This window comes from Streptomyces sp. SAI-135, assembly GCF_029893805.1.
Taxonomy (GTDB): Bacteria; Actinomycetota; Actinomycetes; order Streptomycetales; family Streptomycetaceae; genus Streptomyces.
In genome coordinates this window covers 2,977,211-2,990,463 of sequence record NZ_JARXYP010000002.1, presented here as the reverse complement: position 1 = coordinate 2,990,463, position 13,253 = coordinate 2,977,211, and the positions used below count along the sequence as shown (strand labels likewise).

General features: G+C 71.7%; 11 protein-coding genes. 8 read left to right on the top strand and 3 right to left on the bottom strand.

The features are described from left to right. Positions 1–154 precede the first annotated feature (154 nt). From M2163_RS17960 to M2163_RS17945, 4 genes are all read left to right on the top strand, one after another. The gene (locus M2163_RS17960; protein ID WP_280851778.1) at positions 155–2,221 is read left to right on the top strand and encodes an MDR family MFS transporter; all 2,067 of its coding nucleotides are present in this window, start codon (positions 155–157) and stop codon (positions 2,219–2,221) included. Positions 2,222–2,313: 92 nt separating this feature from the next. Further along, the gene (locus tag M2163_RS17955; protein WP_280851779.1) at positions 2,314–3,009 is read left to right on the top strand and encodes a hypothetical protein; all 696 of its coding nucleotides are present in this window, start codon (positions 2,314–2,316) and stop codon (positions 3,007–3,009) included. A 5-nt stretch (positions 3,010–3,014) separates the two neighbouring features. Further along, entirely contained in the window at positions 3,015–3,635 is a 621-nt protein-coding gene (locus M2163_RS17950) for a hypothetical protein (RefSeq protein WP_280894457.1), read from the top strand. Positions 3,636–3,793: 158 nt separating this feature from the next. Further along, on the top strand, positions 3,794–4,186 hold the full coding sequence (locus M2163_RS17945) for a hypothetical protein (protein ID WP_125194254.1): 393 nt from the start codon (positions 3,794–3,796) through the stop codon (positions 4,184–4,186). A 10-nt stretch (positions 4,187–4,196) separates the two neighbouring features. Here the strand turns inward: M2163_RS17945 and M2163_RS17940 are convergent, their stop codons facing one another. Together M2163_RS17940 and proP are read right to left on the bottom strand one after the other, a co-directional pair. Next, a complete protein-coding gene (locus tag M2163_RS17940; protein WP_280851780.1) occupies positions 4,197–4,868 on the bottom strand; it encodes an O-methyltransferase in 672 nt (223 codons plus the stop codon). Between the two features lie 86 nt (positions 4,869–4,954). Further along, complete coding sequence (proP, locus tag M2163_RS17935; protein WP_280851781.1) at positions 4,955–6,310, bottom strand: glycine betaine/L-proline transporter ProP; 1,356 nt, start codon at positions 6,308–6,310, stop codon at positions 4,955–4,957. 310 nt (positions 6,311–6,620) lie between these two features. Here proP and M2163_RS17930 point away from each other — a divergent pair, with 310 nt between their 5' ends. From M2163_RS17930 to M2163_RS17915, 4 genes are all read left to right on the top strand, one after another. After that, positions 6,621–8,627 carry a bifunctional glycosyltransferase 87/phosphatase PAP2 family protein gene (locus tag M2163_RS17930; protein WP_280851782.1) on the top strand — a complete coding sequence of 669 codons (2,007 nt, stop codon included), beginning with the start codon at positions 6,621–6,623 and terminating at the stop codon, positions 8,625–8,627. Between the two features lie 64 nt (positions 8,628–8,691). Further along, positions 8,692–10,350, top strand: a complete 1,659-nt coding sequence (locus M2163_RS17925; protein ID WP_280894456.1) for a helix-turn-helix transcriptional regulator — start codon at positions 8,692–8,694, stop codon at positions 10,348–10,350. 98 nt (positions 10,351–10,448) lie between these two features. Beyond that, complete coding sequence (locus M2163_RS17920; RefSeq protein ID WP_280894455.1) at positions 10,449–10,634, top strand: tetratricopeptide repeat protein; 186 nt, start codon at positions 10,449–10,451, stop codon at positions 10,632–10,634. 32 nt (positions 10,635–10,666) lie between these two features. Further along, positions 10,667–11,830: an NAD(P)-binding domain-containing protein gene (locus tag M2163_RS17915; RefSeq protein ID WP_280894454.1), complete on the top strand. Its 1,164-nt coding sequence runs from the start codon at positions 10,667–10,669 to the stop codon at positions 11,828–11,830. Here the strand turns inward: M2163_RS17915 and M2163_RS17910 are convergent. Beyond that, positions 11,817–13,055 (bottom strand): cytochrome P450, encoded by a 1,239-nt coding sequence (locus tag M2163_RS17910; protein WP_280851786.1) that lies wholly within the window; start codon positions 13,053–13,055, stop codon positions 11,817–11,819. The two genes, M2163_RS17915 and M2163_RS17910, sit on opposite strands and share 14 nt — an antisense overlap. Positions 13,056–13,253: the final 198 nt, after the last annotated feature.

Below are 13,253 nucleotides of genomic sequence, written 5' to 3'. Positions count from 1 at the left end.
GTCCCTCCCCTCACAAACTCCAGAGATTATGCAGAACCCCTCCACAGCCGACTTTCGGAAGCCCCCGGAATATCGGCTTCCAACAGGACTCAACAGGCCGTAAACGGTCACACCGACCACGATGGAGAGGGAACGAGAGCCTCGGGAGGTCTTCATGGCCGCGGACGCGCACGGTACGACGGAGGATGTGCGAGACGCGCGAGAACCTCACGTGTCCGGCAACGTGCTCGTCTCGATCGGGGCCCTGCTGCTCGGCATGCTGCTCGCCGCGCTGGACCAGACGATCGTGTCCACCGCGCTGCCCACCATCGTCAGCGACCTCGGTGGCATGGAGCATCTGTCCTGGGTCGTCACCGCGTATCTGCTGGCCTCCACGGCGGCCACCCCGCTGTGGGGCAAACTCGGCGACCAGTACGGGCGCAAGCGGCTGTTCCAGACCGCGATCGTGATCTTCCTGATCGGCTCGGCGCTGTGCGGCATGTCCCAGGACATGACCCAGCTGATCGCCTTCCGGGCGCTGCAGGGGCTGGGCGGCGGCGGGCTGATGGTGCTGTCGATGGCGATCGTCGGCGATCTCGTCCCGCCGCGCGAACGCGGCCGTTACCAGGGGCTCTTCGGGGCGGTGTTCGGGGCTACGAGCGTGCTCGGGCCGTTGCTGGGCGGGCTGTTCACCGAGCATCTGAGCTGGCGCTGGGTGTTCTACGTCAACCTTCCGGTCGGCGTGGTCGCGCTGGCCGTGATCGCCGTGGTGCTGCGGATCCCGCGCAAGTCGACCCAGCACGTCATCGACTACCTGGGGACCTTCCTCATCGCCGCCGTCGCCACCTGTCTGGTGCTGGTGGCCTCGCTCGGCGGGAACACCTGGGGGTGGGGCTCGCCGCAGATCGTCGGGCTGGCGGTGCTGGGAGTGGTGCTCGCGGTCGCCTTCGTGGCCGTCGAACGGCGGGCCGCCGAGCCCGTGCTGCCGCTGAAGCTCTTCCGGGTGCGGACCTTCACCCTGTCCGCCGTCATCAGCTTCATCGTCGGGTTCGCGATGTTCGGGGCCATGACCTATCTGCCCACCTTCCTCCAGGTGGTGCAGGGCGTGTCGCCGACCATGTCCGGGGTGCACATGCTGCCCATGGTGTTCGGGCTGCTGCTGTCCTCGACCGTCTCCGGGCAGATCGTCAGCCGCACCGGGCGCTGGAAGGTGTTCCCGGTGGCCGGGACCGGAGTCACCACGCTCGGACTGCTGCTCCTGCACCGGCTCGACGAGAGCAGTTCCACCTGGGTGATGAGCGCCTACTTCTGTGTGTTCGGGCTGGGGCTCGGCCTGGTCATGCAGGTGCTGGTGCTGATCGTGCAGAACGCCGTGTCGTACGAGGATCTCGGCGTCGCCACCTCCGGTGCGACCTTCTTCCGGTCCATCGGGGCGTCCTTCGGTGTCGCCATCTTCGGTACGGTCTTCGCGAACCGGCTCGGGGACAAGCTGGCCGAGGCCCTGCGCGGGGCCCAACTGCCGCCCGGTGTCTCGGTGTCGGAGCTGGAGGCCGACTCCCGGGGGCTCGCGGAGCTGCCGGGCTCGCTCAGGCCCGAGGCGCTGCATGCGTACGCCTCCTCGATCACCGACGTCTTCCTCTATGCCGCGCCCGTCGCCTTCCTCGGGTTCGTGCTCGCCTGGTTCCTCAAGGAGGACCGGCTGCGGGGTTCCGTCACGGCACCCGACGTCACGGAGACGCTGGCCAGCAACCCGGTCGAGCGGTCGTCGTACGACGAGGTGTGCCGGGCGCTGTCGGTGCTCGGGACCCGGGAGGGGCGGCGGGAGATCTACCGCGAGATCACCGCGCGGGCCGGGTACGACCTGCTGCCCGCGTCGAGCTGGCTGCTGCTGCGGATGCGGAAGTACGGGTGGGTGGAGCCGGCGCTGCTCGCAGAGCGCACGTCCGTGCCGTTGGGCGTGATCGTCGAGGCGGCGCGGCAGGTGGAGGAGCGCGGGCTGGCCTCCCGGCGGGGCCTCGACCTCCAGCTCACCGAGGCCGGCCGTGCGGTCGCCGGCCGCCTCGCGGCGGCCCGGGAGGAGTCACTGGGCGAGCTCCTGGGCGACTGGTGGGGACCCGACCGCCCGACCGATCTGGCCCAGCTGGTGAAGGACCTGAACGACGAGCTGTGCGGCTCGGACCGGGAACAGCCCGTTGCCTCCGGCGTTGAGGCGGGCGTTTCGCGCAGTTCCCCGCGCCCCTGAACGGTGGGCCGTCCCTTGTCGACATGGCCTGATTGGCGCTTACACATATATGGAGACGGTTTCAAGCAAACGTTCAGGGCAACCCGGCAGACATGTCAACAGGCCTGATCATCGCTCTGATCGTGATCGTGGCGGCCGTGCTCGTCGTGGCGGCCGTCCTGACCCTGCGTGGCCGGGGCCCACAGCACGGCCGGGGCCTGAAGCGGCGCTTCGGGCCCGAATACGACCGTACCGTGGCCCGGCACGACGGGGACGAGAAGGCCGCCGAGCGCGAACTCGCCGAGCGCGTCGAGCGGCATGGATCCCTGCGCGAGCAGCCACTGGACCCGGCGGAGCGCCAGCGGTACGAGGACCGCTGGACGGCCGCCCAGGAACGCTTCGTCGACTCTCCCCGTGAGGCCGTCGCCGAGGCCGACCGGCTGCTCGCCGAGCTCGCCGAGGCCCGGGGCTTCCCGGGCGGCGGGCAGTACGAGGAACAGTTCAACGCGCTGTCCGTGCACCACGCGCACCATGTGCACGGCTACCGGCGGGTGCACGCGGTGGCGGGTGCCCGCACGAACGCCCGGCAGGACGGCGACGGCCGGACGGACACCGAGGACATGCGCGCGGCCATGGTCGAGGCGCGGGCCCTCTTCGAGGACCTCGTCGGCCCGGCAAGCAGTCGTGAGGAGTCCCGTACACCCACCGGCGGGTCCCACGCGCGCGCCGGTCAGCCCCGCGACGGTCGCAACGACAGCCGCGGACACCTGCCGTGGGCATTCAACAGGCGTCACGCGAAGGGGAGTTGAGTGACATGACGGATGCCGTGAGCAGGCCGGGCGCCGAGGGCGGCCCGGGTGAGGGAAGGATCGGCAGGGGCACCGGCAACGACCCCGCGGGTTCGCACAGCCCGCTGGTCGCGCCCACCGAGACGGAGGCGCCGGGCCAGACGGGCACGGCCGGTGCCGAGCGGCGCGGCCTCGGGGACGACTCGGGCGCCGACCGCGACCGTACGACCACGACCGCCTTCGGCCGTGAGACCGAGCGCGGACGGGACGTCGCGGGCCTGGGCGGGGCCCCGGACAGCGGAGACCGTGACGGCGTCGCCGGTCGCGAGGGCCACGGCGGTCACGCCGGTCGTGAGGCCCGGCTGCTGCCGCACGACGAGTGCGACAAGCTCGGCGCGCGGCTCCAGCACGCCGTCGCCGGGTTCGTCGACGAGCCGCGGTCCGCCGTCGAGGAGGCCGACCACGTGCTGGAGGAGGTCGCCGCCCGGTTCGCCGAGGCCGTCAAGCAGCGTCGGCGCACCCTGCGCAACTCCTGGCAGACCGGTGACGGCGGGCAGGGCAAGGCGGTGAGCGCGGGTGACACCGAGCAACTCCGGCTGGCGCTGCGGGACTACCGCGAGCTGACGGAGCGCCTGCTGCACAGCTGACGCGTCGTTCACGCGTACGACCGGCCTGTCGCCCGGAGTGGGGCGGCAGGCCGGTCTTCGGGTACCTTGCGCCGGACACGGCCGTGCCGGGCGATTTATCATGCGGCGGCGGTGGGCCGACGTGGTTGCCGCGCAAGGACCTTCCAGGAGGAGCGCACGTGCTCGAACTCACCATGGCCGTCGTCACCGCGGCGGAGGAGGGTGCCACGGCCGGCATGCAGATGGCCGACGCGCCCAGCGACCCGGGCACCGTGCTGCGTGTGGGCCGCGACCGGTCCGTGTGCCGGCTCGCGACCCCCGACGACTGGCTGTTCGTCTCCCGGGTGCACCTGGAGTTCCTGTGCGGGCCCGAGGGCGTCTGGCAGGTGACCTGGCTCCAGGGCTCACAGCCCGATCCCTCGTCCGAGGTGCAGCTGGTGGCCGGGGCCTACGCGCAGCCCCTGGTCTACGGCGGCTCCGTGACACTGCCCCGGGGCGGCAACGGCGAGATCGTGATCCGCGACCGCACCGCCCCGCGCAGCGTCAACGTCGGCTTCTACCACGAGGTGTGAGCGGGCCGGGTCACGGCAGCACGCGCGCCAGCGCGAAGCCGTCGTAGCCCTTGCTGCCCACGGTCTGGATCGCGGTGGCGCTCAACCTGGGGTGGCGGCCGATCAGTTCGAGCGCGGTGCGGGTGCCCTGCACGTCGAGGGCGGGGTTGCCGGCGTCGGCGACCCGACCGCCGCGTACGACGTTGTCCACCACGATCAGGCTGCCCGGGCCGGTGAGCTTGATCGCCCACTCCACGTAGTGCGGGTTGTTGCCCTTGTCGGCGTCGATGAAGACCAGGTCGAAGGGGGGCGGGTGTTCGTCGGCGAGCCGGGGCAGGGACTCCAGGGCGGCGCCGACGCGTACCTCGACGACCTTGTCGAGGCCCGCCCGGGCGATGTTGCGGCGCGCGACCTCGGCGTTCTGCGGGCTGTACTCCAGTGAGACCAGGCGGCCGTCGGCGGGCAGGGCGCGGGCCAGCCAGATCGTGCTGTAGCCGCCGAGCGTGCCGAGTTCCAGGATCGTGCGGGCGCCCTGGATCTGGGCCAGGAGCTGGAGGAGCTTGCCCTGTGGCGCCGTGACGGCGATGGAGGGGAGGCCGGCGGCCTCGCTGTCGCGCAGGGCCGCCCGGAGCACTTCGTCCTCCGGGGCGAGGTGGGTGGTGAAGTAGTCGTCGACGTCGTCCCAGAACTGCGACTCGCTCATGCACCTGTGCCTTTCATAAGCCTAGTTAGGTCAGCTAACTAGTTGCGCTAATGAATATAGGCGCGCTCCCGGCTCCTGTCAGGGAATTACCGCTGCGGCGGCGAACCCGGCAGCGGGCGGCCCGCCGACTCCGTCATGAACCACACCGCGACGCCGCCGACGACGGCCGCGGCCATCATGTAGTAGGCGGGCATCATCATGTTCCCGGTCGCGCCGATCAGGGCGGTCACCACCAGCGGGGTCGTGCCGCCGAAGAGGGACACCGAGACGTTGAAGCCGACCGACAGGGAGCCGTAGCGCACCCGGGTCGGGAAGAGGGCCGGCAGGGCGGACGGCATCGCGGCCGTGAAGCACACCAGGAGCAGGCCCAGCGCACCCATGCCGAGCGCGATCGCGAACAGGCCGCCCTGGCGGATCAGCAGCAGGGCCGGCACCGAGAGGACCAGGAAGCCCGCGCAGCCCGCGGCGATCACCGGGCGGCGGCCGATCCGGTCGCTCAGGGCTCCCGCGAAGGGCTGGACGACCATCATCAGCGCCATCACGGCGAGGACGACCAGCAGGCCGTGCGTCTCGTCGTACTTGAGCTCGCTGGTCAGATAGCTCGGCATGTACGACAGCAGCATGTAGTCGGTGACGTTGAAGACCAGGACCAGGCCCACGCACAGCAGCAGGGCCCGCCACTGGCCGGTGATCATCTCGCGCAGCGGGACCTTCGGGCGGCTCGACTCGGCCTCGTCGGCCGCGGCCGCGAACGCCGGGGTCTCCTCCAGGCGCAGTCGCAGGTACAGGCCGATGACACCCATCGGGCCCGCGATCAGGAACGGGATCCGCCAGCCCCAGGACACCAGGTCCTCGCTGGACAGCAGGGCCGTCATCAGCGTGACCAGGCCCGCGCCGGCGATGTAACCGGCCAGCGTGCCGAACTCCAGCCAGCTGCCGAGGAAGCCGCGCTTCTTGTCGGGGGAGTACTCGGCGATGAAGGTGGACGCGCCCGCGTACTCGCCGCCGGTGGAGAAGCCCTGGACCAGGCGGGCGGCCAGGAGCAGCAGCGGGGCGCCGACGCCGATCGTGGCGTACGACGGGATCAGGCCGATGGCGAAGGTGCCGGCCGCCATCATGATCATGGTCACGGCGAGGACCTTCTGGCGGCCCACGCGGTCGCCCAGCGGGCCGAAGACCAGGCCGCCGAGCGGACGGACCAGGAAGGCCGCGGCGAAGGCGCCGAACGTGGACAGGAGCTGGGCCGTCGGATTGCCGGACGGGAAGAAGACCTTGCCCAGGGTGACGGCGATGTAGCTGTAGACGCCGAAGTCGAACCACTCCATGGCGTTGCCCAGCGCGGCGGCCTTCACGGCACGCTTCACGAGGGCCGGGTCCACGGTGACGGCCTCGGGGGCGCCGGGGGTGCGGACGGGGTGCGAGAGGGTGGGGGCACTCGGCAAAACTTCGCTCGCCTGCCTTTCGACGGGGACAAGGGCAAAAAGCGACCATAGGCGGACTTGCCGGGCTTACGGAGTGGTCGCACCCGGTCGCGGAGCGTGCATAAATGTGCTGTATGCAGGTATCCCGTGCCTGGTCAGGGACGTGCCTTCCCGGCAGCCGTGTGATCCATCTCGCGCCTGACAACGCGACGGGCCCGGCGGCGGACTATCGTCATTCGGACAAATGGAGGCGGACGTCAGGTGAAGCCGGGGTTGCCTGCGTCCTTCCTCACGGACGCATGGCACGAACGGGACGAGAGGCCGACGCGGCGTGGCGAATGCGGAGCACGGGGCGACCACCGAGATCCAGGCGCGGCTGCGCGTGGCCAGACTCGCCCTGTGGCTGGTGGCCGCCGTCCTCGCCCTGCGTGAGGTGGCCGTCGTCCTGCGTACCCCCAGAGGTGAGCGGCTGACGGACCTGGAGACCTGGGTCGGCCCGGACGGCGTCCTGCATGTGAAGGGCTCGCTGTACGACTCGACGCAGTTCACCGGTACCCCGTTCGGGGGACTCGTCCTGAAGCCGCTCACCCGCGCCGCCGAACAGGCCCTCGGCTGGGGCTGGACCTTCGGCACCCTGCTCCTGGTCGTCGCCCTCGGTCTCGTCGCCGCCCGCGCCCTGCCCCAGCCGGTCGACCGCCGCACCTCCCTGCTCGCCGCGCCGGTCGCGATCAGCCTGCTGATGCTGTCGCTGCCCGTGCGCAACACGCTCTACCTGGGGCAGACCAGCATCATCCCGGTCCTGCTCGTCCTCGTCGCCTGCTTCGTCGTACGGGGTGAGCGGGCCGCCGGACTGCTCATCGGTCTCGCCGCCGCCCTCCAGCCCACGGTCCTGCTCTTCGCGGCCCTGCTCTGGTTCACCGGCCGCCGCCGGGGCGCCCTCACCACGGCGGCGACCTTCGCCGCGGGCACCGCCCTCGCCTGGGCCGCGCTGCCGCACGACTCGTACACCTACTGGGTGCACCACATCGCCGGCACCGGCCTCGGGGGCCCCGCCGACGACCTGTCCAACCAGTCCCTGCACGGCCTGCTGCTGCGCCTGGGCGTGCAGGGACCGCTGGAGATCTCGCTCTTCCTGCTGCTCGGCGCGGCCGTCGCCGCGCTGGGCGTGCGCCGGGCCGTGCGCTACGCCCGTGACGGCCAGCTCCTGCTCGCGGTCGCGATCACCGGCTGCACGGCGATCGCCGTCTCGCCCACCACCTGGCAGCACCAGCTGCTGTGGGTGCTGCTCGCGGTCGTCGGGCGGGTCGGCAGACGGGCCTCGGACCGGTACGTGTGGCCGGTCGCCGTCGTCGTGGTGATGACCCTGCCGACGAAGATGCTGCTGCCGCACATCTCCGCGCTCCACCCCCTGCGGAACAACCTGGTGCTGCTGGCCGCGCTCGCCGCCGCCACGGTGATCCCCTTCCTGTCGCGCACCTCGCCGCACTACCGGACGCCGATCCCCACGCAGTACGCCGCCCAGGTGCCCACCCGGTTCCGCCACGTGCCGTTGCTGCCGTTCCTGCGGCGGGTGCTGACGCGGCCCAACCTGCTCCTCGAACTGCTGCTGATCCGGGTCACGTACGCCGCCTACCAGCAGGTCAGACTCGCGGCGACCGGCGGCAGCAACTCGGCCGGGCGGGCCACCGCCGAGCAGCACGGGCAGCAGATCCTCGACCTGGAGCGCCTGCTGCACATCGACATCGAGCACTGGGCCAACCACGCGGTCGTGAAAGTCGACTGGCTGCGGAACTTCTTCGACTTCTACTACGAGTCCTTCCACTTCGTGGTCCCGCTGAGCGTGCTGGCCGTCCTGTACTGGCGACGCCCGGTCGACTACCGGTGGGCGCGGGCCTCGCTCGGCTTCGCGACCCTGCTGGCCCTCGTCGGGTTCTGGCTCTATCCGCTCGCCCCGCCGCGGCTGATGCCGGCGCTCGGGATCATCGACACCGTGCACGGGGTGCAGGACTTCTCCCAGCCGGACTACGGGACCCTGACCGCGCTGACCAACCAGTACGCGGCGATGCCCTCGCTGCACTTCGGCTGGTCGCTGTGGTGCGGGGTGGTGATCGCGGTCATCGCGCCGAAGTGGTGGATGAAGGCGCTGGGGCTGCTGCATCCGTTCTTCACCGTGTCGGCGATCGTGGCCACCGGGAACCACTGGGTGCTGGACGCGGTGGGCGGGGCGGCCGTCGTCGCCGGCGGGTTCGGGCTGTCGTACCTGTTCCAGGGGCCCCGGGCCCGGGTGGCGCGTGGTGCGGCGGAGGCCGATGAGGAACGGGCGCTCGTGAAGCGGTGAGTCCCGCGCCCCCGAGGGGTGCCGTCGGATGACAGGGGACGGTCCGGCGCGGTGCAATGGGCTCGTGGACCTGGAGCTGGCCGAAGGGCGGGACGCCGGGCGGCGGCAGGCCTGGGGTGAGGCCTATGCGCTGCTCGGGGCCGCCGATGCCGTACGGCCGCTCGATCCCGGGGACGTCGAGCTGCTGGCCGAGGCCGCGGACATGCTGGGGCACGGGGACGAGGCGATCGTACTGCTGCGGCGGGCCTTCAGCGCGTACGCCGAGGAGGGGGCCGTCGGGGCGGCGCTGCGGTGTGCCTACTGGTTGTGCAAGGGGCTGGCCTGGGGCGGCGAGTTCGCGCAGTCGGGGGCCTGGCTGGGGCGGGCCCGGCGGCTGGCGCAGAGCGATCCCGGCTGTCAGGAGTGCGCCTATCTGCTCATGCTGGAGGCCGAGCTGCACTTCCGGGCCGGTGAGCACGGGCCGATGATCGAGGTGGCCCGGCGGCTGGCCGACGCCGTCGGGGCCGGGGCGGACCCCGATCTCGTGGCCGGTACGGCGATGACGCTGGGACTCGCCCTGGTGAGCAACGGCCGGACCGCTGCGGGGCTCGCCCACCTGGACGAGGCGATGGTGGCGGTGGCCGAACGCACCATGTCCGCCCGGATGACCGGGATGATCTACTGCGTCGTCATCGGCACCTGCCATGACCTCCAGGAACTGCGCCGCGCCCAGGAGTGGAGCGAGGCCCTCGCCGAGTGGTGCGCCGCCCAGCCCGACTTCTCCGGTGCCTACCGGGGCCTGTGCCGGGTGCACCGGGCGGCCCTCCTCCAGCTCGGCGGCGACTGGGCCGACGCCGTCCGCGAGGCCCGGCTCGCCTGTGCCCAGCTCACCGCCGGGTACGGGGAGGCCGTCGCCGGCTGCGCGTACTACCAGCTCGCCGAACTGCTCCGGCTGCGGGGCGCGTATCCGGAGGCCGAGCAGGCCTATCGCGACACCCTGCGCCACGGCTGGGACACCCAGCCCGGTCTGGCCCTGCTCCGGCTCGCCCAGGGCAGGCGGCCGACCGCGCTGGCGGCGGTCCGCCGGGCCCTGGCGGAGACGCGGGAGCCGATGCGCAGGGCGCGGCTGCTGGCGGCAGCGGTGGAGGTGCTGCTGGCCGGCGGGAGATCCGGGGACGGCGGCGACGACCTCGCCGAGGCCGCCCGGGCCGTCGACGAACTCGCGCTGATCGCCGACGCCCACGGGGCCGCCGCACTGCGGGCGACGGCCGGGCAGGCGCGCGGTGCCGTGCGGCTGGCCGAGGGGGACGCGAAAGCGGCGTTGCCCGCGCTGCGGGAGGCCGGACGGCTGTGGCGGGAGCTGGAGGTGCCGTACGAGGCGGCGCGGGTCGGGGTGCTGGTGGGGCTCGCCTGCCGGGCGCTCGGGGACGAGGACTGCGCGGGGCTGGAGTTCGACACGGCCCGGCAGACCTTCGAGCGGCTCGGCGCCGGGCCGGACGGGGAGCGGGTGGCCCGGCTCGTGGGTGGCGGCGATCGCGTGCTCTCACCCCGCGAACTCGATGTCGTACGGCTGCTCGCGCAGGGCCGGACCAACCACGCCATCGCCACCGAGCTGGTCCTCAGCGAGAAGACGGTGGCCCGGCACATCAGCAACATCTTCGGGAAGCTGGACGTGGGCTCCCGTACCGCGGTGGCGGCTTACGCCTTCGAGCACGGTCTGCTCGGGCCGGACGGCTCCGCGTAGCACCGCGCGCACCTGCGTAGAACCACCCATGCCGGGCCCGGACCGAATGGGCATTGCTGTCGATGCGGGCGCCCGGCCCGCGCGGCGAGCATCGAGGCGTGTCCGACGACGCGCCCACCCTCCGCGAGCAGGTACGGACGGCCCGGCTGAGGCTCGCCGACTGTGCCGCGGAACTCGGGGTGCTGCTGCGGGTGAGCGGCGAGTACGCCGAGGCGGAGCGGATGCTGCGGCAGGCCGTGGAGATCTACGAGGCCGACCGCCGGACACGGACGGGGGCCGGCTGAACCGCGGCCGACCGCAGGACCGAGGAGCCGGCATGAACACCGAACAGCAGCACGAGCACATCGAGACCGTGGTCGTCGGGGGCGGACAGGCGGGGCTCGCGACCGGGTACCACCTCGCGCGCAGCGGGCGTCCCTTCGTGATCCTGGAGGCGGGCGAGCGGATCGGCGACTGCTGGCGGGAGCGCTGGGACTCGCTGCGGCTGTTCAGCCCCGCCCGCTTCGACGGCCTGCCGGGACTGCCGTATCCCGGCGACGACTGGGCGTTCCCGACCCGGGACGAGTTCGCCGACTACCTCCAGGCGTACGCGGCCTGGGCGGAGTTGCCGGTGCGCACCGGGGTGCGGGTGCGGCGGCTGTCGTACGACGGGACGCGCTATGTCGTCGAGACGGACGGGGAGTTGACGTACACCGCGGACAACGTGGTGGTCGCCGCCGGGTACGACCGGTTGCCCAGGGTGCCGGACTTCGCGGCCGGACTCGGCCCGGACGTACGGCAGGTGCACGCCGTCTCCTACCGCGGCCCAGGCCAACTCCAGGACGGGCCGGTGCTGGTCGTCGGGGCCGGGAACTCGGGGGCGGACATCGCGCTGGAGCTGTCGGCGTCGCGGCGCGTCCTGCTGTCCGGGCCGCATCCGGGGCAGATCCCCTGGCGCATCGAGCGACGGGTGTCCCGGGCGCTGACACCGGTGCTGTTCTTCCTGTTCCGGCACGTGCTGACCGTACGGACGCCGATGGGGCGGAAGATGCGGCCCAGGGTGCTCGCGCACAGCGCGCCGCTGATCCGGGTCAAGTCGCGGGACCTGAGGGCGGCCGGGGTGGAGCGGGTGGCCAGGGCGGCCGGAGTGCGGGACGGGCGGGTGGAGCTGGCCGACGGCACCCGGCCCGAGGTGGCCAACGTGCTGTGGTGCACCGGGTTCCGGCCGGACGTCTCGTGGATCGACCTGGACGTGTTCGACCCGGACGGGGAGCCGGTGCAGCGGCGCGGGGTCGTCGAGGGACGGCCCGGGCTGTACTTCGTGGGGCGGCTGTTCCAGTACGCGATGGCCTCGTCGATGATCCAGGGCGTGGGGCGGGACGCGGAGTTCGTCGTACGGCATCTGACGGGGCGGACCGGTCCGGCAGCCGTGGCGGAGCGGGCCGACAGCTCGCAGGAGCCGTCGGCCCGCGGCGCCGGAACAGGGGTCAGCCCAGGGTGACCTGGAGCTCCTTGACGCCGTTGATCCACGCCGAGCGCAGCCGGCGTGGGTCGCCGGCCGCGCGCAGGTCCGGCATGGCGTCGGCGATCGCGTTGAAGATCAGGTCGATCTCCAGGACCGCGAGCGACTTGCCGAGGCAGTAGTGCGGGCCGCCGCCGCCGAAGCCGAGGTGGGGGTTGGGGTCGCGGGTGATGTCGAAGACGTCCGGGTTCTCGAAGACCTCGGGGTCGTGGTTGGCGGCGGCGTAGAAGACGCCCACCCGGTCGCCCTTCTTGATCTGCTTGCCGCCGAGCTCGGTGTCCTGGGTGGCCGTGCGCTGGAAGGCGTTGACGGGGGTCGCCCAGCGGACGATCTCCTCGGCGGCCGTCGAGGGGCGCTCGGCCTTGTACTTCTCCCACTGGTCGGGGTGGGTGAGGAAGGCGTGCATGCCGTGGGTGATGGCGTTGCGGGTCGTCTCGTTGCCGGCGACCGCCAGCATCAGCACGAAGAAGCCGAACTCGTCGGAGTTCAGGTTGCCCTCGTCCTCCGCGGCCACCAGCGTGGTGACGATGTCCTTGGCGGGGCACTGCTTGCGGTCGGCCGCCATGTTCATCGCGTAGGCGATGACCTCCATCGCCGACTCCTGGCCGACCTCCTCGGTGATCGCGTACTCGGGATCGTCGTACGAGATCATCTTGTTGGACCAGTCGAAGATCTTCGCCCGGTCGTCCTGCGGGATCCCGATGAGCTCGGCGATGGCCTGGAGGGGCAGTTCGCAGGCGACCTGGGTGACGAAGTCGAAGGAGTCGCCGGGCAGGGCGCGCGCGCTCTCGACGATCGCGTGGGCCCGGTTGCGCAGGCGCTCCTCCAGGGCGCGGATGGCCCGGGGGGTGAACACCCGCTGGACGATCCCGCGGACCCGGGTGTGCTCCGGCGGGTCCATGTTGAGGAGGATCAGCCGCTGCGCGTCGATCGCGTCGCGCTCGATGCGCTCGTTGAAGCGGATGATCGCCGTGTTGAGGTACGACGAGAAGATCTCCGGGTGGGTGGAGACGTACTTGACGTCCGCGTGCCGGGTGACCGCCCAGTACCCCTCGTCCTGGAAGCCGGCGATGTTGCCCGACTGGGGGATCCAGCGCACCGGTTCGGCCCGGCGCAGTGCGGCGAACTCCGGCAGCGGTACGCGGCTTTGCAGCAGGTCGGGGTCGGTGAAGTCGAACCCGTCGGGAAGCGCTGGACACGACATCGGCAACTCACTCCAGCCGTTCGGCAGCTATCTGACGGCCCATCAGGAACAGAGCTGCCGTGAAGGTAGTAACGGGTTCTACAAGAGGCAAGGGGCGCGGAGACCTCAATTGCCTGCAAGACCCTTGCGGTGGTGGCCGGATCGTCAGCAGACTGCACCCAACGCGCTAACTAGAACACGTACTAGTTCCAGGGATCC